Source organism: Streptomyces sp. NPDC088733, from assembly GCF_044751185.1.
GTDB lineage: Bacteria > Actinomycetota > Actinomycetes > Streptomycetales > Streptomycetaceae > Actinacidiphila.
Window position 1 is genome coordinate 168,000 of the sequence record NZ_JBIVLH010000014.1, and the last position, 21,440, is coordinate 189,439.

Here is a 21,440-nt window from a genome sequence, read left to right on the forward strand (position 1 = left end):
GCAGGGCAGTTGCAGGAGGACCGCTGCCGGACGAACGGGGCGCGGCCGGCCGCGCCCCGCATCGCCGGTGGGCCTCACACCGAGGACGTCGGTGCCCCCGCCTTCCTGGCGTGCAGCACATGGCCGTCCAGGGGCATCGGCGTCCGGTCCACCAGCGCGAGACCGGCGTCGGCGAACAGCCGGGCGTAGTGGGCGGCGCGCCGCTCGCGACCGCCGACGTTGCACATCATGTGGAGGTCCCAGGCGGTCGCCAGCGAGGCCGAGCCGTCGGCCGGCAGCACGCGCTCGATCACGAGCAGGTCGGCGTGGTCCGGCATCGCGCGGGCGCAGTGGCGCAGGATGTCGCGGCAGCGCTCGTCGTCCCAGTCGTGGAGGACCCGCGAGAGGAGGTACACGTCACCGCCCGCGGGCACGTCCGCGAAGTCACCGGCCCGGAAGGCGCACCGCATGCCGTGGCCGGCCTCGTCGAGCCTGCGGCGTGCGGCTTCGACGGCGTGCGGGCGCTCCAGCAGCACCCCGTTCAGGCCGGGGTGCGCGGCGAGGACGCGGCCGAGCAGTTCCCCGTTGCCGCCCGCGATGTCGACCACCGTGGCCCCGGCGGGTGCCTCGGCCGCGGCGGCGAGGGCCGGGTGGGCCGGGACAGGGTCGAACATCGCGGATCCGGCGGCCATGGACTGGTCGAAGAGTTCGGCGAGCTCGGGGTCGCGGGCGAAATGGTCGAAGTGGTTCTCCCCGAAGAGGTGCTCGAAGGCGACCTGTCCCGTGCGTACGGTGTGCGCGAGCCCGGCGAAGGACTGGTAGAACGGGCCGCCGTACATCAGCGCCAGCGGGCGCATCGATCCCGGGGCACCCGCGCGCAGCAGGGCGCCCAGCTCGGTGAGCCGGAAGCCGTCGCGGCCCTCCTCCACTGCGCCCAGCATCGCGAGATAGCGCAGCAGCGTCGCCAGGTTCCGCGGTCGCGCGCCGATGTCCCGGGCCAGTACGTCGACGTCGGCGCCTCGCTCGGTGTCCATGGCGTCGGGGACCCGCAGCTGGGCGAACACGGCCAGCGCCTGAGTCGTCCACGCCCCGGTCATCAGGCGCAGGAGCGTTTCGCCAGGCTGCCGGACACGGTGTTCCTGGATATGGGCGGCGAGCACGTCGCGGTAGTCGCCGGGGACGTACAACTCCACACGCCGGTATCCGGCCTTGGTGTCGTCGGGCGCCGCGAAGTAGAAGACCGTGCCGTTCTCGTGCGGGTTGTAGCCGCCCCCGTCGGGGGTCGCACCGAACCGCGCGAAGACCGCGCACAAGCCGCGCAGCACCAGCGGATCAGGGGCCGTGACCTGGAAGGCGACATGCGCCTCGTGCTGCCGCTCCCGCTCGTACGCGGCGATCGCGTCGAGTCCGGAACCCTCCGGCACGGTCAGCGCGAAGACCTCGACCGTCCGGTGCGCCCCGTCCACGCCGACCACTTCGGGGCGCAGGATGGTCACGTCCAGGTCCGCGGCCCGCCGCCGGTGCCGCAGGGCCAGACGTTCGCGTACGACGACACTCGGTTGCGGCCGCTCGGCCGCGACGAGCCCGCAGTCGGTGAGCATGGTGCGCAACTCGCCCTCGTGGGAGGGGAAGACGAGCAGCGCGGCATGGGAGAAGTGGCAGTGCTCCACCAGGGCCCGCAGCTCCGGGCCGTCGAGACCGGGCAGTAGCAACGGGAGCAGGGTGACCGTGTCCTGCTCCTTGACGAAGTCGACTGTCGTGCGCAGGCGGGACGTGTCGCCCGACAACGTCGTGATCATTGAAGGAATCCTCATTCCGGTGTCCGGGTAGCGCGAAAGATGGCACGGAAGACGCGCGCGCAAGACGGCGCGCACGATGAAGGGGAGTGGTGACGGGTGGGAGAGGGGAGAGACGGACCTCAGATGCCGACGTAGTGCTCGGCGAACCAGTCCTGCCGACTGCGCGACGTACGCAGGGAGTTGATGCGGGAAGCCCGCAGGGAGTTGTGGAACATCGACTCGCCGTCCGAGCCGGACGGGCCGTGCAGCAGCCCGATCATCCAGTGCGAGAACTCCTGCGCCCGCCAGATGGACGCCAGGCACCGCGCGGAGTAGGTGTCGAGCCCGGTGGAGTCGCCGTGGAGCAGGTCGTCGACCAGGGCGCCCGCGAGGATCTCCGCCTCCAGGACGGCGAGGTTGGCGCCCTTCGCCGCGGACGGGCTGATGAGTCCCGCGGCGTCCCCGGCCAGGAACAGCGAACCGTGCCGCAGCGGTTCGAGCACATCGGACTCCAGGTCGACGATGCCTCGCTGCACGACGGGACCGCGGTGCAGCGGACCGTACTCCTTCGCCTGCATCCGCAGGTCCAGCTCGTCCCAGATACGTTCCTCGGACCAGGCCTCGGCAGGTGTGCCGCGCTCGCACTGCAGGTAGTAGCGGGTGATCTCGCTCGTGCGCGCCATGTGCCCGGCGAAACCTCGCTCGTGCACCGCGTATCCGACGGCGTCCAGGCTGGGCGGTGCCTCGGCGAGCAGTCCGAGCCAGGTGACACCGTGGTCGCAGTGGTACCGGCGCACCGAGCCGGCCGGCAGCGAACGCCGTGCCGCGCCGTGCCGCCCGTCGCACCCGGCGACGTACCGCGCCTGCCACCGGCCGGGCCGCCCGTCCGCCTCACGCACGGCCACCGACGGCCGGCCGCTGTCGGCGCCCTGGACCTCCACGGCCTCGGTGCCGAAGACGACCCGACCACCGGAATCCAGGAACCGTGTCAGCAGATCGGTGACGAGTTCCTGCTGGGGGTAGACGGTGTGCCGCTCGCCGAGCCCGAGTTCGCTGTAGTCCAGCCGGAACCGGCCGTCCGCGGTGCGGAACTCGCAGGTGCTGTGGGCCTGTCCGCGCCGCCGCAGCCCTTCGGCCAGACCGTGCCGCTCCAGGATCCGCACGGTGTTGGCCGCCAGGAACCCGGCGCGGGCCCGCGTCCGGATGTGCGCGCGCTCGGCACGCTCCAGGACGACGCAGTCGATCCCGCTGTCCTGGAGGAGGTTGCCGAGCACCAGCCCGGCCGGTCCGGCGCCGAGGACGACCACGTCGGCCGCGCTGCAGTTCTGCCCGTTGATCACGAAACGGGATCGTAGGTGACCCAAGGTGACTTACCGGACAGGAATCACCCGAATGGCCCGACCCATCTCAAGGTGCATGGTGTGCGTGTGCGGGACCGGGACAACGACAGCGGGGGCATATGCGGCCGGACCGGCTCTCACCAGCCATGACGTCCGCTGCCGCAGGGCCGGGGCCGAAAACACCATGCGGCCTGCGGCTCGACCGGGCGCGATGACGAGCCGGCCACGACCCGGATGATCGCGAGAGGCCGGGTGAGCCGTGCTTCGCGACCATGGGAGGTCAACAAAGCGCCAGGCCGGACGAATTGACGCCCACTCCGCTTCTCGGCCCGGTTCCGGGCCCAGGCCGGGCCCCGGCGGTCAGCCGTCGAGTTACGGCAACGCCCCTCAGCCGCGCGGTCGCGGGGGTGTTGTGCTCGCCCGCAGGATCACGCGACCGGCGACCCGGGTGACCGACTGCTCGGGGGCGTCCGACGCCAGGGACATCTCGATCGCGCGCCGGCCCATCTCGCGCAGCGGCAGCCCGACCGTGGTCAGGCCGGGGTCGTGGTCACGCAGCGTCGGGATGTCGTCGAAGCCGGCGACCAGGACGTCGCGCGGGGTCCGCAGCCCGGCCTCCCGGAAGGCGGCCATCGCGCCGAGCGCCATCACGTCGTTCACCGCGAAGACGCAGGCCCCCCACCGGCGTTCCGGGCGGAGCGTGGCGATGACCTCCCGCGCCGCGTCGTAACCCCCGTCCCTGGTGAACTCGCCGTGCACCACCGCCACCGGTCGGTGCCCCGCACGCCGCAGCTCCCTGACGAAGCCACTGGTGCGCTCGACGGCCGTCGCCAGCTTCTGCGGCCCTGCCAGGACGACGAAGCCGGTGGTGCCCTGCGCGATCAGCGCCTTGGCCAGCGCGGCCGCCCCGGCGCGGTTCTCCGGCGTGACGGTGTGCGCGCCCGGCAGCCGCTGGCCGATGACGGAGACCCGCCCGCCGAGTTCCCGGTAGCGGTCGAGCAGGAGCGTCAGCCGCTGCTGGTCCCGCACCCCGTCGTCGGTGTGCAGCCGCGAGCCGGCCAGGATGATGGCGTCCGTGCGGTGGCTGAGGAACGCCTCGACCGCCCGGACCTCCTGCTCGGTGCTGCGCAACGTGGTCGTGAGCAGCACTTGGAGGTCGCGCTGCGAGGCCTCGGCCTGCACGCCCGAGGCGATGGTCGAGAAGTACGGGTCGGCGATGTCGTGGACGACCAGCCCCACCAGGCCCGTACGGGCGCCGGCCAGCGCCCGCGCCTGGGCGTTGGAGACGTAGCCGAGCTCCGCCGCCGCCCGGCGGACCGCATCGGCGACCGCCGGGGAGGGCCGGCGGCTGGAGCCGTTGAGCACACGGGAGGCCGTCGACTGCGAGACACCCGCGCGGTTGGCTACGTCGGTGAGGGTCACCCCGGCCACGCGTTCACCTTTTCGTGTTGGTCGATCCACTGGTCGGTCGGGGCAGCGCCGCGCCTGTCGCCATCCTGTCACCGTCCGTGGGCGACCGTCCCGGCGGCGCCGAGGTCACCGGACACCCTCGGGGACCTGCATCCGGCGCCCCTCGGCCGACGAACGCAGCGCAAGTTCCGCGAGCTGCACGCCGCGTGCCGCGGAGACCAGGTCGTGGCGGTGCGGACGGCCGGCCGCGACGTCCCGCAGGAACTCCTCCCATTGCAGCTTGAACCCGTTGTCCAGCTCGGCGTTGGCCGGCACGTCGAGCCACTGGTCGCGGAACGACTCGGTGACCGGGAGGTCCGGGTTCCACACCGGCCGCGGGGTGTGCGAGCGGTGCTGGGCCACGCACCCGCGCAGGCCCGCGACCGCCGAGCCGTGGGTGCCGTCGACCTGGAACTCCACGAGCTCGTTGCGGTGGACGCGCACCGCCCAGGACGAGTTGATCTGCGCGATGACGCCGCCGTCGATCTCGAAGATGCCGTACACCGCGTCGTCCGCGGTCGCCCGGTACTCGCGGCCCTGCTCGTCCCAGCGGACCGGGATGTGTGTGGCGGTCCTGGCGGTGACCGCGCGGACCGGCCCCAGCAGGTTCTCCAGGACGTAGCTCCAGTGGCAGTACATGTCGACGGTGACTCCGCCGCCGTCCTCGCTGCGGTAGTTCCACGACGGGCGCTGGGCCTCCTGCACGTCGCCCTCGAAGACCCAGTAGCCGAACTCGCCGCGCAGCGACAGGATCCGGCCGAAGAAGCCCTCGTCGATCAGCCGGCGCAGTTTGATCAGGCCGGGCAGGTAGAGCTTGTCGTGCACCACGCCGGCCACCAGGCCGGAGTCACGGGCCAGCGCGGCCAGTCCGGCCGCCTGCTCCAGCGTCGGGGCGACCGGCTTCTCCACGAAGACGTGCTTGCCCGCCTCGATCGCGCTGCGCAGGGCCGCCGGGCGTTGAGCGGTCACCTGCGCGTCGAAGTAGACGTCGATGGACGGGTCCTTGAGCACCTGCGCCAGGTCGGTGCTCCACCGCCGCACCTGGTGGCGCCGGGCGATGTCGCGCAGGCGCCCCTCGTCGCGTCCGACCAGAACGGGTTCCACCTGCAGGCGCCTGCCGTCGGGCAGCAGCACGCCGCCCTGCTCCCGGATCTCCAGGATCGAGCGGGTGAGGTGCTGCCGGTACCCCATGCGGCCCGTGACGCCGTTCATGGCGATGCGCAGAGTGTCCGAGGCCGATGTCGATGCCACTGTGCCTCCGCAAGCGTGGGAATGCGTATTCCCACCGTAGGTTTCCGGTGTTTCGGCAGTCAAGGGAGCCACTCCGAACCAGCCCGGATCCCGCCCGTGTTCGGCTCCTGATGCCACATCCGGACAGCCTCGGGCGGCAGTTGAGCCCGGTCGTGTTCCGGCCGACCCCCTCCGGAGAGCCGACAAGGATGCTTTTGCTGCCTTTACTCCATTCGTTCCCTGCCGGTTCCGCGGATCCCGATCCTGCCCTTGACACCACCCGAAGGGGCTCCTACTTTCGCCGGAAAGCGCATTCCCAACCCGCGAAAGCAACGCCGGACCCGCGAACGAACCACACGTACAGGGGTGCTCCGATGAGTCATGCGCGTACCGCGGCGGTGGACTACACCGCCGAGGTGTTCATCGACGGCCGGTTCGAACCTCCCGCATCCGACTGGCTGCCCGTCCTCGACAAGGGATCCGGGGCCGCGCTCGGCCGCTACGGCAACGCGTCCGCGGCGCAGGTCGACCGCGCGGTCGCCGCGGCCGGACGGGCCCAGCCGGAGTGGGGGGCGACCGACGCCAACACCCGGTGCGCCCTGCTCCGGGCCTTCGCCGCCGAGCTGGGACGCCGCCACGACGAGCTGATCGAGCTCATCGTCCGGGAGACCGGCGGCACCACCGAGAAGGCCGAGGAAGAGCTCGACCAGGCCGTCAACCAGCTGCTCAACTCCGCCACCCAGCTCACCGAGAACGCCGGCTCGGTCCTTCCCCCGTACAAGGGCGGCAAGATCTCCCTGTCCCGCGCCGTGCCGCTGGGCGTCATCGGCCTCATCGTCCCGTGGAACTACCCGATGAGCCTGGCGATGCGGGCCGTGGCACCAGGACTGGCCTACGGGAACGCGGTGGTCCTCAAGCCCGCCGAGCTCACCCCGATCGCCGGCGGCCAGGTGCTCGCGGAGGCGGCCCGCGCCGCCGGGATACCGGACGGCGTGTTCGCGGTACTGCCCGGCGACGGGCCGGGCACCGGCGGCGCGCTCTACCGGCACCCCGGACTGGACCTGATCCACTTCACCGGGTCCTTCGAGGTCGGCCGCGAGATCACGGACTTCGCCGCCCGGGCGGGCAAGGCCGTCGTGACCGAACTCGGCGGCGACAACGCGTTCGTCGTGCTCGAGGACGCGGACATCGACCAGGCGGCCGCCTGCGCGATCTGGTCCTCGCTGTGGTACCAGGGCCAGACGTGCATCAGCGCGGGGCGGCACATCGTCCACCGGGAGGCGGCCGACGCCTTCACCGAAGCCGTCGTGGAGCGGGTCCGGAGGCTCCGCGTCGGCGACCCGCTGCGCGACGAGGTCGACCTCGGCCCCGTGATCAGCGCCGTCCAGCGCGCCCGCTTCCACGACGGACTCGTCGAACTGTCCGTCGCGGCCGGCGCGAAGATCGCGGTGGGCGGCACGTACGACGGGCAGTTCTACCAGCCGACCGTGCTCACGGACGTCACGCCGCAGATGCCCGTCTTCCGCGAGGAGACCTTCGGGCCCGTCATGCCCATCACCGTGGTGGACTCCGAGGCCGAGGCCCTCGAACTCGTCAACCGCCACCGCACCCTGATGAACTCGGTCTTCACCGGCGACCCGCTGCGCGGTCTCGCCTTCGCCGAACGCGTCGCCAGCAACGAGGTGCACGTCAACGACGGCTACGCCCGTCACGGCGGCGAGGGACAGCTCGCCGCGTTCACCCGCCGGCAGTGGGTCGGCCTGCAGACGTCCCCGGTGTCCTACCCGGCGTGGGCGCAGGGGAGTTAGCCCCCGGCGGTACACCCGGCACATCCGGCAGCAGGCCACCGCGACCAGGCAACCACACCGTCAAAGGAGACACCGAAGTGCTCGGGGGCAATCTCAGAAGAACGGCAATCCTCGCTCTGGCCGCCACCACGGCCCTGACCGCCCTGGCCGCCTGCGGCTCGTCGAAGGACTCCGCCGGCGGGAAGGACGACGGACCCATCACGCTGACCTACGTCAACTGGGACGGCGGCATGCAGGACGTGGTGGACGAGTGGAACCGGCTCAACCCGAAGGTGCAGGTGAAGCTCAGCAAGCCGTCCGGCACGGGCTACACGCTGTACAACAAGCTGATCACCAACAACCGGGCCGGCACCAACCCGGACATCACCGAGGTCGAGTACCAGGCGCTGCCCGCCCTGATCGCGAACAAGGTGGTCGTGCCGATCGACGACTGGGTGGGTGACATCTCCGGCGACTTCGACAAGGCATCCCTCGCCCAAGTGCAGTTCGAGGGCAAGACCTACGGTGTTCCGCAGAACATCTGCCCGATGGTCTTCTTCTACCGCAAGGACGTCTTCGACAAGCTCGGCCTCAAGGCGCCGACCACATGGGACGAGTACGCGGCCGCCGCCGCGACGGTCCACAAGCGCAACCCCAAGCAGTTCATCGGCAACGTCACCGCCGCCGACGCGGGATGGTTCGCGGGACTGGCCCAGCAGGCGGGGGCCGACTGGTGGACGGCCTCGGGCAACAAGTGGACGGTCGCCATCGACGACGCCCCCACGAAGAAGGTCGCCGACTACTGGGGCGACCTGGTTCAGAAGGGGCTGGTCAGCCCGGAGCCGAACTGGTCCCCGCAGTGGAACACCGACATGAACAACGGCACTCTCGTCGGCTGGGTCAGCGCGCAGTGGGCGCCCAACCAATTGCCCGGCATCGCCAAGGACACCGCCGGCAAGTGGGTCGCCGCGCCGCTGCCCGCCTGGACCGCGGGCGACAAGACCGTCGGCATCTGGGGCGGCGAGACCGAAGCGGTGACCGCCAACTCCAAGCACCCGGCGGAGGCGGCCAAGTTCGTCAAGTGGATGAACTCCTCCGCGGGCGGCGCGAAGATCCTCATCGAGAAGGTCAACGCGTTCCCCGCCTCGAAGACCAACCAGCAGTCGGAGGCCCTCAAGACGCCGCCGCCGTTCATGTCCAACCAGCCGGACTACTACGCCCTGATGGCCCAGCAGGCGGCGAACGTGCGGACCTTCCAGATCTGGGGACCGAACGCCAATGTCACCTTCGACAGCTACTCCAACGCCTTCGCCGCCGCGTTGCAGAACAAGACGCCGCTGTCCGCGGCACTGACCGAGATGCAGAAGGCGACGGTCGACGACATGAAGCAGCGCGGCTTCGACGTCACCGGCTGACCGACGCCACCGCCGCCCCCAGCCCCACACGACAGGAGGACGGGTTCATGAGCGCCATCGAGGAGCAGGCAGGTCCACGCCCCAGGCCCGGCACACGGCCCCCGGGCGCGGGTCCCCGCCGGCTCCGCGGTGGCCTCGCCCCGGACTCCGGCCCCCGGCCCCGGGGGCGACGGCGTACGCTGCTGCCGCAGTTCCTGCTCCTGCCCGCAGTGCTGCTGTTCCTGCTGTTCACCGTCGCCCCCGGCCTCTACGCCCTCTACCTCAGCTTCCTCAAACCGCAGATCGGCGGCGGCCTGCTCGGCAACGAGGACCCGCACGACGTCTTCGCGGGCCTGGAGAACTACCGGGCCACCCTCACCGACTCCGAGTTCTGGCACAGCATCCTGCGGATGCTGATGGTCGCGGGCATCGGCGTGCCCGCCACGATCTTCTTCGCCACCCTGTTCGCGCTCTGCCTCGACGCGAAGCGCGCACGGCTGGTCGGCATCGCACGACTGGCCATCTTCCTGCCGTACGCCGTACCGGGTGTCATCGCCTCACTGCTGTGGGGCTTCATGTACCTGCCGGCGACCAGTCCCATCGGCGGCGACCACATCGACTACTTCGGTTCCGCGGAGGTCTTCTTCTCGGTCGCCAACGTGGCGGTGTGGGGCGTTCTCGGCTTCAACATGGTCGTGCTGTACACCACGCTGCGCGGGCTGCCGCGCGAACTGTTCGAAGCCGCCGAGATCGACGGCGCGAGCGAGCTGCAGATCGCGCTGCGCATCAAACTCCCGCTGCTGGCCCCGACGATGACCCTGGTGACGGTGTTCTCGCTGATCGGCGCGCTGCAGCTGTTCAACGAACCGACCACCCTGAAGCCCATCGCCCATGCCATCAGCTCGACCTGGGTGCCGCTGATGCGCGTCTACACCGACGCCTTCGTCAACAACGACATCCACAAGGGAGCGGCCACCTCGTTCCTGCTCATCGTCATGACCGTCACGGCCACCGCCGTCGCCAACCTGCTCCTGCGCAGGATGTCCCGAAGGAGTGAGCGATGACCGCCGTCACCACCGGCCCCGCCGCGGAGGCCGCGCGCCGGCGGACCGCCAATGGCCGGGTCGTCAACCTGGTCCCCACGATCATCCTGGCCCTCGGCGCCCTCTATTGCGTGCTGCCCGTGCTCTGGATCGTGATCGCGTCCACCAAGACCAACGACGAGCTGTTCTCCACGCCGCCGTTCCAGCCCGCCTTCCACGGCGGCTTCGTCTCCAACATCCAGGCGCTGTTCACCTACAACGACGGCATCTTCGTCCGCTGGGCGCTCAACTCCGTCGTGTACGCGTTCGGCGGCGCCGCGCTGTCGACGGCCATCTGCGGCTGCGCCGGGTACGCGCTCGGCAAGTACCGCTTCCCCGGCAGCATCTGGACGTTCCGGATCATCGTCGGCGCGGTCCTGCTCCCGCAGATCGTGCTGGCCATCCCCCAGTTCCTGATGCTGGCGAAGGTCGGCATGACCAACAACTACGCGGCGGTTGTCCTACCGCAGCTGGTCAGCCCGTTCGCCATCTACCTGTGCAAGATCTACGCGGAGGCCTCGGTCAGCGACGAGATCCTGGAGGCGGCCCGCGTCGACGGGGGCTCGGAGGCGCGGATCTTCCTGTCCATCGGCACCCGGCTCATGGCCCCGGCCCTGGTGACCGTGTTCCTCCTGCAGTTCATCGCGATCTGGAACAACTTCCTGCTGCCGTTCGTCATGCTCAACACCGACCGCCTCTACCCGCTCACCGAGGGGCTGTACGGACTGCTGATCATCACCGGCGGCCAGGCCGCCCAGTACTCCATCGTCATCATCGGGGTACTGTTGTCGATCATCCCGCTGGCACTGCTGTTCCTGTCGCTGCAGCGCTACTGGCGGGTCGACCTGCTCTCCGGGGGAGTGAAGGCCTGATGCGTCACGGTGCAGGCCCCCGGCCCGCCGTGGCGGCGCTGCCCCGCCTGGGCTTCGGGGCGGCGGCCATCGCGCAGCCGCCCGTACCGGACGACCAGGCCATGGAGTGTCTCGACGCGGCATGGGACAGCGGTTTCCGCTACTTCGACACCGCGCCCATGTACGGCGACGGGCGCTCGGAGCTGCTCCTCGGGCGGATGCTCCGGGACCGGCCGCGCGACTCCTACCTGCTCAGCACCAAGGTCGGCCGGCTGGTGCGCCCCGGCCACCCCGACACGGCGCGCACCGGCGCGGGCTGGATCTACGACTTCAGCCACGACGCGGTGCGTACCTCCCTCGACGAGAGCCTGCGGCGGCTGGGCGTCGACCGGGTGGACCTGGTCTTCCTCCACGACCCCGACCACCACTGGGAGCAGGCACTGAACGGCGCGTGGCCCGCCCTCGCGCAACTGCGGGACGAGGGGGTCATCGGCGCGGTAGGGGTCGGCATGGTCCAGGCCCCCATGCTCGCCCGGTTCATCCGGGAGACCGACATCGACATCGTGCTGGCGGCCGGCGTCTACACCCTGCTCGACACACAGGCCCGCCTCGAACTGCTGCCCGCGGCCGAGCGCCGGGGCGTCAAGGTCGTCGCGGCCCAGTCCCTGCACGGCGGGCTCATCGACGGAGTGGTGCATCCCCAGTTCCGCTACCGGCCGGTGACCGAGGAGATCCGGGCGAGGGCGGCGCGGATCGCGCGCGTCTGCCACGAGTACGGTGTGCCCACCGCCGCCGCCGCACTCCAGTTCCCGCTGGGACACCCCGCCGTCTCCTGCGTCCTCACCGGACCCGCCTCGTACGACCAGGTCCGGCAGAACCTCGACTGGGCGACGACCGACGTCCCGCCCGCCCTGTGGCGGCGGCTCCGCGAGGAAGGCCTGCTGCTCCCGGTCCCCGTTCCCGCCGCGCCCGCGGCCCGCCCCTGGAGCATCCCGTGAAGCGCATCGTCGTCCTCTCCGGCGTGACGGGGGCCGACGACCCCTGGCACGACTTCACGGCGACCTCGAGGGCCATCGCGTCCTGTCTGGACGACGCCGGGTGGACGTGCACCGTCGCGACCACCGACCGGTCGGACCGCGCAGGCCTGCCGGACGCCGACCTGCTGATCGTCAACAGCGGTCTGGACTCGCCCCCGGGCCCGCCGACCGGACCGCCGACGGCACTCCTGGACTACCTGGCCTCCGGCCGGCCCCTCCTGGGCGTGCACACCGCGGCCAACACCTTCGGGTCGGTGCCCGCATGGACGGAACGCCTCGGGGTGCGCTGGGTGACGGGCCTGTCGATGCACCCGCCGATCGGCCCGCAGCGACTGACCCCTGCCGCAGGCCCCGTGCTGGCCGGCCTCGGCGAGATCACGGTCCACGACGAGCTCTACAGCCATCTGGAGCTGCTGCGGGAGGCGGACGTGCTCCTGGCGCACAGCCTCGACGGCCGGGACCACCCGCTGGTGCTCGCCCGGCAGGACGGCAGCCGGCGCACGGTCTACGACGCCCTCGGCCACGGCGTCGAGTCCTACGCGTCCGCCACCCGCCGCGAACTGCTCCGCCGCGAGGTCCGCTGGCTCCTCGCCGAGACCTGATCCGCCCGGCATGGCGAGGGCTTGCGCCGTTGGGCGGTGGTGAGGCGCCGTGGAGACTGCGCTGAACACGATGTCTCTGTATCCATCGCCTTGGGGAGGTGGGCGTGAGGACCCTGGTGCCGGATGCCGTGGCAGAGACCTTGCGACGTACCGGGCGTGAGACGGTCCGCCTGTACGTGGCGGCATGCGTGGAGCGGATGGCGCCGCTGCTCGTGGGGTTGCGGGCCGGAGAGGCCGGGCGAGAGACCGACATGGATCTGTACGTGGAGTCCGCTCACGCCCTCTGGTACGCCGACCGCCCGGTTGCCGACGCCCTTGATCGCGTCCGCGCGCTGGAGCGGTTCGCCGAACTCCAACCACGTGAAGAGGAGGTGTCGGGCGTCGCCGACAGGTACGCCCCCTTCGCCGTCCTGGTCATGCGTCACGCTCTCCTGGCGAACGCCGGCGGGAGTGCGGAGGACGCGATGTCCTGCGGCCATGCGGCGCTCACCGCTGTGAGGATGCTGGACCGGAACGTGGGAGGCGTTGCCTTCCGTGCCGAAGAAGAGCGGCTGCAGCTCCTTTCGGTGGCCGTTGACATCGCGGGGTTGTGGGAGGCGAGCGTTCTCGCGGGGCGTGAACGCCTGCGCGCTGTGCTGAGCCGCACCGCGCAGGGACCAAGGTGAGGCCACGGAAGCCTGATTGCCGGGACGTAGACGACGTTTTGGGCGGTGCGGACGTCACGGGCCCGTCGTCAGGGGCGCCGGGGAGGCGCTGTCGTCCGCCGGCGGGGGGACCGCGTCGGCGATGAACGCGCGGGCGGCCGTTAGCTCCTCGCGGGCGGCGGCTTCGATCATGTCGAGGAAGGCGTAGGCGTCGGGGCCGATCGGCAGGCGCAGCGGCGTCGCGTCCGACGCGACGAGCCGCAGGACGTGGGTGGCGAAGGTCCCGGGGTCGCTGAGGGCGGGGTTGTCGGCCATGCCGCGCATGCCCGTACGGGTCTCGCCCGTGCTCTGCGCGTAGGACGGGATGCAGGTGGCCGCGTCGGTCAGCGCCGTGCCGTAACGGGTGGCGAACGCGCCCGGTTCGACCACGGTCACCCGGATCCCGAACGGTGCCACCTCCGCGGCGAGTGCCTGGCTCATGCCCTCCAGCGCGTACTTGCCCGTCACGTACGCGGACAGCCCGGGAAAGCCCATCCGGCCCGCGAGGGACGAGATGTTGACGATGTGGCCGGAGCCCTGGCGGCGCATCAGCGGCAGGACCAGGCGCGTCAGACGCCAGGGGGCGACCGTCAGCACCTCCAACTGGTCGCGCAGTTCGTCGTCCGAGACCTCCTCCAGCGCGCCGAGCAGGCCCGTTCCGGCGTTGTTGACGAGCACGTCGACCCCGCCGAAGTGCTCGACGGCGTGGGCCACCGCGGCCTCGCAGTGGCCCGGGTCGCGTACGTCCAGCGCCGCGGTCGTGACCCGGCCCGGGTACCGGGCCGCCAGATCCTCCAGCACGGCCGGTTGCCGTGCCGTGGCGACCAGCAGGTCACCGGATTCCGCGACAGCGCTCGCGAGCGCGTACCCCAGTCCCGAAGAACACCCCGTCACCAGCCATCGCCGCGTCATACGCCCCCCTGTCGCAGTCCTGCTCGCGGCTGCAACCGAGCCGCCCCCGCGTCGATCCTGACAGGCGGGAACGGCTCTCGGCAGGAGCGCACGGGAGCGGGGGCGGCGCACATGGGTCGCTACCGGGCACCGCACGCCCGCGCGCCGCCGCGGTGCGGCTCTCAGGCGGGAACGCGGCCGACCTCCGCGGCCAGCCGCCGGGCCTCGTCCACCGCGTGGGCGATGTCGTCGACGGGGAAGAGCACGTGGCGGACCGTCCGCTGCCGGTCCAGTACGAGCACGCTGCGCTTGAGCCGCGGCCGTCCGGCGGCGTGGAAGGTGGGCAGGCGCAAGGCCGCGGCGAGATGAAGACGGGCGTCCGACAGGAGCGGGTACGGCACCGACTCCGCCTGGGCGAAGGCGGCCTGCTCGTGGGGGAGTTGGGTGCTCACGCCGTGGACGGCGGCGCCCGCGTCCCGGAAGGCGGGCCAGGCGTCGCGGAACAGCCGGTTCTCGAGGGTGCAACCGGCCGCGCCGGGCAGCGGCTCGTCCCACCGCACCCCGGTGGCGGGGTAGGTGAACAGGACGGTCGCGGCGGCGTCGGGGGAGACCGCGTCGCGCGGTGTCCCGTCAGTGCCCGGCAGTTCCAGCCCCGCGGCCAGCCGGGTGCCGGTTAGGGAGTGCACGCGGGCGTGCTCCGCGCTGTCCTCGGCCGCCGTGGCGGTCAGGCTTCCGTCGCCCAGCACCCACCGGTCGCCCCAGTCCTGCATCGCCACCAGGAGGGGGAGCAGCCCGGCGCCCGCGTCGGTCAGCAGGTACTCGTACCGGACCGGGCGGCGCTGGTAGAGGCTGCGACGCAGGACGCCGTTCGCGACGAGCCGTCCGAGGCGTTCGGTGAGGACCTTGCGGGACAGGCCCAGTTCCGCGGCGAGGGCGTCGAAACGTACGTGGCCGCGGGCCACCTCGCGCAGGACCAGGACGTTCCACCAGTCGCCCAGGACCACGGCGGCCTGGGCGATCCCGCAGGTCGCGTCGGCGTTGTGCATCTTCATGGACCCATAGTAAGTTCCCTCCGGGAACTCACTTTGTTTCAACGAGGAACTTATTCCGGATCCGAACGTGAGGAGCTGCACCATGACCGCCATCACCCGAGTCCTCGGGCGCGAGATCATCGACAGCCGGGGCAACCCCACCGTCGAGGTGGACGTCGAGCTGTCGGACGGCTCGACCGGCCGTGCCGCCGTACCCTCCGGGGCGTCGACCGGCGCCCGCGAGGCCGTGGAGCTGCGCGACGAGGACCCCGGCCGCTTCCACGGCAAGGGGGTGCGGCGTGCCGTCGACGCCGTCAACGAGACCATCGCCGACACCGTGACGGGCCTCGACGCCGAGGACCAGGCCGCCGTCGACACGGCGCTGATCGAACTGGACGGCACCCCCAACAAATCCCGGCTCGGCGCGAACGCCACCCTGGGAGTCTCGCTCGCCGTGGCCAAGGCCGCCGCGGCCGCCCACCGCCTGCCGCTGTACCGGTACGTCGGCGGAGTGGACGCGCGACTGCTGCCCGTGCCGATGATGAACATCATCAACGGCGGCGCGCACGCCGACAACCCGCTGGACTTCCAGGAGTTCATGATCGCCCCGATCGGCGCGGCCACCTTCGCCGAGGCCGTCCGCATGGGCTCCGAGGTCTTCCACACCCTGCGCGGCGACCTCGTCGCGGCCGGCCACAGCACCGGTGTCGGCGACGAAGGCGGATTCGCCCCGAACCTGCGGACCGCCGACGAGGCCCTGGACTTCGTCGTCCGCGCCGTCGAGCGCACCGGCTACAAGCCCGGCGAGGACATCACCGTCGTCATGGACCCCGCCACCTCGGAGTTCTTCCGGGACGGGGTCTACGACTACGCGGGCGAGGGCGTGCGCCGCACACCCGAGGAGCACGTGGACTACCTCGCCGCACTGGTGGCCCGCCACCCGGTGGCCTCGATCGAGGACCCCATGGCCGAGGACGACCTCGACGGCTGGCGGCTGCTCATGGAGCGGCTCGGCGACCGCTGCCAGCTCACCGGCGACGACGTGTTCTGCACCAACGAGACCCTGCTGCGCGAGGGCATCGGCAACGGGATCGCCAACTCGATCCTGGTGAAGGTCAACCAGATCGGCACCCTCACCGAGACCCTGGCCACCGTCGGCACCGCCCACCGGGCGGGCTACACGGTAGTGATGTCGCACCGCTCCGGGGAGACCGAGGACACCACGATCGCCGACTTCGCCGTCGCTACCGGCTGCGGTCAGATCAAGACCGGGTCGATGTCCCGCTCGGACCGTACCGCCAAGTACAACCAGCTCATCCGCATCGAGGAGGAACTGGGCGCCCAGGCCCGCTACGCGGGCCGGGACGCGCTCGGCCTTCGCCGGTAGCGCAGGCCGAAAGGGGCCTCCGTGCGGCCGGGATACCATCCGCCTGTGTCGACGATCTGCCTCTTCGGTGTCGGGCGCATGGGTGAACCCATGTGCGGCAATCTCGTCCGCGCGGGACACGAGGTGCGGGCCTTCGACGTACGGCCCGAATGCCGGGAAGCGGTCCTGTCGTGCGGGGCCCAGTGGCCGGGCTCCGCCCTGGGCGCGGCGAAGGGGGCGGACGTCCTGCTCACCGTCCTGCCCGGACCGGCCGAGGTCGCGGAGGCCGTCGGCGACGGGGTGCTGGAGGCGCTCGCGCCAGGAGCCGTCTGGATCGACATGAGCAGCAACACCCCGACGGCGGCGGTTCCTTGCCGGGAGCGGGCGGCCGCGCACGGACACGGATTCCTCGAGGCACCCATCGGCGGATCCCCCGAGGACGCCGCCGCGGGACGGCTGCGGCTGTTCGTCGGAGGTGAGACCGCACTTCTCGACCGCCATCGCGCGGTCCTGTCCGCGGTCGCCGACCGCCTCACCCACGTCGGTGGACCCGGCACCGGCTACACCGCCAAGCTGCTCGTGAACCTCCTGTGGTTCGGCCAGGCGGCGGCCACCGCGGAGGCCCTGCTGCTCGGTGACCGCGCCGGCATAGACCTGGGCGTGCTCACGCAGGTCCTGGCCGAGAGCCCGGCCTCCAGCGCGTTCATCAGGAAGGACCTGCCGGCCCTCCTCGCCGGTGACTACCTCCCCAGTTTCGGCCTGGACCACATCCGTGACCAACTCGCCACGGTGACCGCCCTGGCAGCGCAGCTCGGTACGCCGCACGCCATCGCGGACACCGTTCGCCTCCTCCACGAGGAGGCACTCGACCACTACGGCCCCGCCGACGGCGAACTGCTCGCGGTGGCACTCCTCGAAGCCAAGGCCGGAACCCTGCTGCGCCACCCGCCCCGGCCCGCCGTGTGAGGTCCCGCAACGGGGCTGCCGGCTCGATCCAAATCCGATTGCCCCTTGGACGGCCGACTGGGCATCCTGCGGGGATGCGCTTCTCGATCAACGTGCCCAACTTCGGGGACTTCGCGGACCCCCGCAACGTCGCGACCGCGGCGGCCGCCGCCGAGCAGGCCGGCTGGGACGGATTCTTCGTGTGGGACCACGTACTGCACCGGCGGCACCAGGGGCGTCCCTTCGGCGACCCCTGGATGCTGCTGACCGCCGCCGCGCTGGCGACCTCCCGGATCCGGCTGGGCACCCTGCTGACGCCGGTTCCCCGTTACCGCCCGCAGCAGCTCGCCCGCCAGGTGGTCACGCTGGACCACCTCAGCGGTGGCCGGGCGATCTTCGCCGCGGGCCTGGGCGGTCCGGTCGAGGACGAGTACGCGAGCTTTGGCGACACCGCCGAGCCGCGCGTCCTCGGCGAGCGCCTTGACGAAGGACTGGAGGTACTCAGGCGCTTCTGGTCGGGCGAGCCGGTGAACCACTACGGCCGGCACTACGAGGTGCGGGACGTGACACTCCTGCCCGCCACCGTGCAGCAGCCCGCTCCGCCGGTCTGGATCGGGGGGTTCTGGCCGCGCCGGGCGCCCATGCGGCGGGCCGCGCGATGGGACGGTGCGGTGCCGCTGTTCGAGACGGCCCGGCATGGTCAGGTGCCGGACGTGGCGGAGGTGCAGGAGCTGGTCAGCTTTGTGCGCAAGCACCGTACGGCCGGGATCGAGCGCCCCTTCGAGTTCGTGCTCGGCGGTGCGACGCCCCTGGACGCGGCGAAGGCCAGGGACGTGATCGGGCCGTTGCGCGACGCCGGCGCCACATGGTGGGACGAGCGGCAGGTCCAGAGCAACCCGGACCTGGACCGCCTGCTCCCGGTACTGCACCGCATCGAGGCGGGCCCGCCGTCGGTATGACGGAGCCCGGGGCCGCCATTCTGACCTTTTTTGTGTGCACTTGGTAACTGACCGTCGTGCGGTACATTCCGCGGGTGATGAGGCGAAGGGCCTGGTCGGTCCTCCTGGAGTCGCTGAGCGCATTCTTCGCCGGCGAGTCGGCCGGAGAGATCCTCAACGGCAAGTGGAAAAGCGACATTCTCCTCCGAATCGGCGACCGCGATGTGCTGGTCGGCGAATGGCCATCGACCACCTGCTGGGCAACTCCGGTGCGTACGGACGGTCGGCCGCAGGTAACTGTCAAGTTTCCTGTTCAGGCGCCGGTGCTGTCCTTAAGAGTTGCCCCGGCGAGTCGGCCACGGGGCATTTGAGACGCGGCCCTCTTCGAACTCGCGAACCACCCCTGCGAGAACGTCATGGACGGCCGTCACTGCGCGATCGACATCGCCGTCAGTAGTTCGCCAGTTAACGACCGAGATGCGCATGACGCGCATTCCCCGGTAAGTAGATCCGCCGAACCACGCCTGGCCAGTGGCCTGAATTCGGTCGATGATGGTATCGGTGTGCTGGTCGTGGCCGCCATCCGGGGCAAGGAAACGTACCAGGCCCTGGTTGATCTGTGGGGCCACGATCACCTCGGCCCCGGGCAGAGCGCCGATCTCAGTGACGAGGCGCTGAGCATGGCGAGTGCAGCGTTCCACTGTTTCGGCGATGCCCTGTCGTCCCAGAGAACGCAGGGCAGCGTAGACAGCCACGCCGCGGCCGCGGCGCGACCACTCGGGATTCCAATCGATCTGATCACGTGCCGGCGGGCCAGAGCTCACAGAAGCGCTTGCGTCGCCAGCGTGCACGAGATAGCTCGCTCGAGTGGAGATGGCCGCGCGGTGTGCATCCGGGTGCGCGACGAACACCAAACCGGAATCGAAAGGCACATTCAGCCACTTATGGGCGTCGGTGGTCCACGAGTCCGCGAGCTCCAGACCAGTCAGCAGGTGACGGTGGGTTGGGCTGACCGCAGCCCAGAGCCCGAACGCGCCGTCGACATGTACCCAACTGTCGTATGTGTGAGCAAGCCGGCATGCCCGGGTGTAGTCGTCAAAGGCACCGGTGTTGATCTCACCGGCCTGCAGGCACACGATGGTCGGGGCGTCGGCGTGCTCATCGAGCGTTCGTTCCAGTTCAGCCAGGTCGATTCGGTCGTGCTCGTCGTGTCCCACTGCCACCAGCGCGTCGGTACCGATTCCCAGTAGTCGTGCGGAACGCTGGATGGAGGCGTGCTCCAGACCCGAGGTCAATACGCGTACTGCCGGTGCGCCGGCCAGGCCCTGTCGCTCAACGTCCCAGCCGCGAGACTCCAGCAGGTGATGGCGTGCGGCGGCCAATGCGGTCAGGTGGCCCATCTGTGTTCCGGTTGTGAAAGCGAAAGAGGCGGAGCCGGGTAGCCCGAGAAGCTCCTTGAGCCATTCTCCGGTGATCTCTTCGATCACTGCCTCCGCCGGGCCGCACGCGTACAGCGCGGCGTTTTGATCCCACGTCGATGTCAGCCAGTCCGCGGCCAACGCAGCAGGAACACCGCCGCCGATCACCCACCCGAAGAACCGCCCACCTGCGCTGCCGAGCAGTCCGCCGGCCGTATCGGATACAAGCTCATCCAGGACAGTCTTTGCCGCCTGAGGTTTGTCCGGCAGTGGGCGGTGCAGTGCTTTACGCAGATCGGGCAGCGCGGCGGCGGCGTGTACAGGACGATCATCAAGGCTTTCCAGGAAGTCGGCGGCGTGCGCTGCGGCCGCGGCGAGCAAGTCACGTGTCGTCACGTTCATCTCCAAGCTCCCACTCGGTGGACATGAGCCGCGAATGTATCCAACGACGTCCTGTGGTTCTGGCGGAAATCAGACATGGAGGTCGACGGGCTCGTCGGGGATTGCCGCCCCCTTTTTGTGAGCGCCTGCCGCGTGCTGGTGATGTTACCGCTGAGGATGATCTTGTACTTCTGGAGAGAGCCGGGGTAGATCACTCCTGGTGAGAAATCGAATATTTAGTGCCCATCTTGTTGCTATTGGGTGATAGGTGGCGTACTCGACCTGAGGTAGAGCTAGCTATACCGCTCGGGTAGCGCAGCCTCACCCAGCTGTGCTAGCTCATGTGCCATAGCGCTGCGAGCGGCCCTTTCTCTACCGTCGTCTCATGCGAACTCGACTGATCTCCGCAACTGGTGCCGCCGAACGGACACCAGATTCCGACCGCAAAACTGTTCGACTGCATTCGGTGCCCGTGATCGGGTTGCTGCTGGTGGTCAGCGCAGCTTTGGTGGCAGCATTCGAGCCCGCCCCCAGGACCCTCCTGAGTCCAACCTTCGGGGCTTACAGTGACGCGAAACTGCGGGACGCCTTCGGGCGTGCTCTCGTCGAGTATTGGCGAAGCGGAACTCCGGCGTTCCCCGCCCACCTGACGACGCTGGTCGACTACTGGTTCCAGTGGCATGCGATCAAGGTGGCAATCAGCTCGTTGTCGGTCATTGTCTTCGCCCTGCTCGCCGCCGCGCTGTGGCAGAGATATCTGCGTGCCCAGGCCTGGTACGCGGCGGTTGCCATCGCCGCAACGGTGTCGACGGTTGCCGCCGTGGTTGTGTTGATGTTCAACATCCCGGCGACGGCCGTACCGATGGGCGCGTTGCTCGGGGTGCTACCCGGTGGAACCGCCGACGGGAAACTCGCACAGGTTTTGAGTGAAATGCGCGAAGGGCTGAGGCATTCGGCCGGCCCGCACGCTGGTTCCCCCGCGCTGACGGTACTGCTCGGCGATGTCGAGCGATACGACTGGGTCATGGTGGTGGTATCCGCCACGCTGATGGTGGCGACCGTCCTCGTGAGCGTCCTTTTCTGGAGGCGGCGTATCACCGCCGTCCCAAGCGCCACCCGCGTGAGATTCATGAACACTACACTCGGTGTCATCACGGCCCTGACCGCATGTCTGCTGCTACTCGCGACAGTGGCCTATACATTCTCGGCGCTGGACCCCGCCGCCTCGCTGCTCGGCATCATGCGCCTGTAGGGTCGT

General features: G+C 70.3%; 18 protein-coding genes. 11 read left to right on the top strand and 7 right to left on the bottom strand.

From position 1 onward, the window contains the following. Positions 1 to 74: 74 nt before the first annotated feature. From ACIP64_RS25475 to ACIP64_RS25490, 4 genes are all read right to left on the bottom strand, one after another. Positions 75 to 1,778: a methyltransferase gene (locus tag ACIP64_RS25475; protein WP_401591009.1), complete on the bottom strand. Its 1,704-nt coding sequence runs from the start codon at positions 1,776 to 1,778 to the stop codon at positions 75 to 77. Between the two features lie 119 nt (positions 1,779 to 1,897). Beyond that, positions 1,898 to 3,064 (bottom strand): 4-hydroxybenzoate 3-monooxygenase, encoded by a 1,167-nt coding sequence (locus ACIP64_RS25480; RefSeq protein WP_401591119.1) that lies wholly within the window; start codon positions 3,062 to 3,064, stop codon positions 1,898 to 1,900. Positions 3,065 to 3,484: 420 nt separating this feature from the next. Next, positions 3,485 to 4,528 carry a LacI family DNA-binding transcriptional regulator gene (locus ACIP64_RS25485; protein ID WP_401591012.1) on the bottom strand — a complete coding sequence of 348 codons (1,044 nt, stop codon included), beginning with the start codon at positions 4,526 to 4,528 and terminating at the stop codon, positions 3,485 to 3,487. A 105-nt stretch (positions 4,529 to 4,633) separates the two neighbouring features. Beyond that, on the bottom strand, positions 4,634 to 5,758 hold the full coding sequence (locus tag ACIP64_RS25490; protein ID WP_401591122.1) for a Gfo/Idh/MocA family protein: 1,125 nt from the start codon (positions 5,756 to 5,758) through the stop codon (positions 4,634 to 4,636). Between the two features lie 392 nt (positions 5,759 to 6,150). Between ACIP64_RS25490 and ACIP64_RS25495 the strand changes: the two genes are divergently transcribed. The 7 genes from ACIP64_RS25495 (at position 6,151) to ACIP64_RS25525 (ending at position 13,194) form a co-directional block, all read left to right on the top strand. Beyond that, positions 6,151 to 7,584, top strand: a complete 1,434-nt coding sequence (locus tag ACIP64_RS25495; protein ID WP_401591015.1) for an aldehyde dehydrogenase family protein — start codon at positions 6,151 to 6,153, stop codon at positions 7,582 to 7,584. 77 nt (positions 7,585 to 7,661) lie between these two features. Further along, on the top strand, positions 7,662 to 8,978 hold the full coding sequence (locus tag ACIP64_RS25500; RefSeq protein ID WP_401591017.1) for an ABC transporter substrate-binding protein: 1,317 nt from the start codon (positions 7,662 to 7,664) through the stop codon (positions 8,976 to 8,978). Between the two features lie 47 nt (positions 8,979 to 9,025). Continuing rightward, positions 9,026 to 10,021 (top strand): carbohydrate ABC transporter permease, encoded by a 996-nt coding sequence (locus ACIP64_RS25505; RefSeq protein WP_401591019.1) that lies wholly within the window; start codon positions 9,026 to 9,028, stop codon positions 10,019 to 10,021. Continuing rightward, positions 10,018 to 10,911, top strand: coding sequence for a carbohydrate ABC transporter permease (locus tag ACIP64_RS25510; RefSeq protein WP_401591022.1), 894 nt, complete (start codon positions 10,018 to 10,020; stop codon positions 10,909 to 10,911). Before ACIP64_RS25505 ends, ACIP64_RS25510 begins: the two co-directional genes overlap by 4 nt. Next, positions 10,911 to 11,888 (top strand): aldo/keto reductase, encoded by a 978-nt coding sequence (locus tag ACIP64_RS25515; protein ID WP_401591025.1) that lies wholly within the window; start codon positions 10,911 to 10,913, stop codon positions 11,886 to 11,888. The genes ACIP64_RS25510 and ACIP64_RS25515 overlap by 1 nt, the downstream gene beginning before the upstream one ends. After that, a complete protein-coding gene (locus ACIP64_RS25520) occupies positions 11,885 to 12,529 on the top strand; it encodes a ThuA domain-containing protein (RefSeq protein WP_401591028.1) in 645 nt (214 codons plus the stop codon). The genes ACIP64_RS25515 and ACIP64_RS25520 overlap by 4 nt, the downstream gene beginning before the upstream one ends. Before the next feature lie 104 nt (positions 12,530 to 12,633). Further along, positions 12,634 to 13,194, top strand: a complete 561-nt coding sequence (locus ACIP64_RS25525) for a hypothetical protein (RefSeq protein WP_401591031.1) — start codon at positions 12,634 to 12,636, stop codon at positions 13,192 to 13,194. A 54-nt stretch (positions 13,195 to 13,248) separates the two neighbouring features. Here the strand turns inward: ACIP64_RS25525 and ACIP64_RS25530 are convergent, their stop codons facing one another. Next, positions 13,249 to 14,124 (bottom strand): SDR family oxidoreductase, encoded by an 876-nt coding sequence (locus ACIP64_RS25530; protein ID WP_401591033.1) that lies wholly within the window; start codon positions 14,122 to 14,124, stop codon positions 13,249 to 13,251. Positions 14,125 to 14,285: 161 nt separating this feature from the next. After that, entirely contained in the window at positions 14,286 to 15,155 is an 870-nt protein-coding gene (locus tag ACIP64_RS25535) for a winged helix-turn-helix transcriptional regulator (protein ID WP_401591036.1), read from the bottom strand. Positions 15,156 to 15,237: 82 nt separating this feature from the next. Here ACIP64_RS25535 and eno point away from each other — a divergent pair, with 82 nt between their 5' ends. The 3 genes from eno (at position 15,238) to ACIP64_RS25550 (ending at position 18,404) form a co-directional block, all read left to right on the top strand. Next, the gene (gene eno, locus ACIP64_RS25540) at positions 15,238 to 16,521 is read left to right on the top strand and encodes a phosphopyruvate hydratase (protein WP_401591039.1); all 1,284 of its coding nucleotides are present in this window, start codon (positions 15,238 to 15,240) and stop codon (positions 16,519 to 16,521) included. Positions 16,522 to 16,566: 45 nt separating this feature from the next. Then, on the top strand, positions 16,567 to 17,466 hold the full coding sequence (locus ACIP64_RS25545) for an NAD(P)-dependent oxidoreductase (protein WP_401591042.1): 900 nt from the start codon (positions 16,567 to 16,569) through the stop codon (positions 17,464 to 17,466). A gap of 74 nt (positions 17,467 to 17,540) precedes the next feature. Next, the gene (locus tag ACIP64_RS25550) at positions 17,541 to 18,404 is read left to right on the top strand and encodes an LLM class flavin-dependent oxidoreductase (protein WP_401591044.1); all 864 of its coding nucleotides are present in this window, start codon (positions 17,541 to 17,543) and stop codon (positions 18,402 to 18,404) included. Between the two features lie 311 nt (positions 18,405 to 18,715). On the opposite strand, the gene ACIP64_RS25555 is transcribed toward ACIP64_RS25550, so the two are convergent. Then, positions 18,716 to 20,203: a pyridoxal phosphate-dependent decarboxylase family protein gene (locus ACIP64_RS25555; protein ID WP_401591046.1), complete on the bottom strand. Its 1,488-nt coding sequence runs from the start codon at positions 20,201 to 20,203 to the stop codon at positions 18,716 to 18,718. A gap of 364 nt (positions 20,204 to 20,567) precedes the next feature. Here ACIP64_RS25555 and ACIP64_RS25560 point away from each other — a divergent pair, with 364 nt between their 5' ends. Further along, on the top strand, positions 20,568 to 21,434 hold the full coding sequence (locus ACIP64_RS25560; protein ID WP_401591049.1) for a hypothetical protein: 867 nt from the start codon (positions 20,568 to 20,570) through the stop codon (positions 21,432 to 21,434). The last annotated feature ends 6 nt before the right edge of the window (positions 21,435 to 21,440 follow it).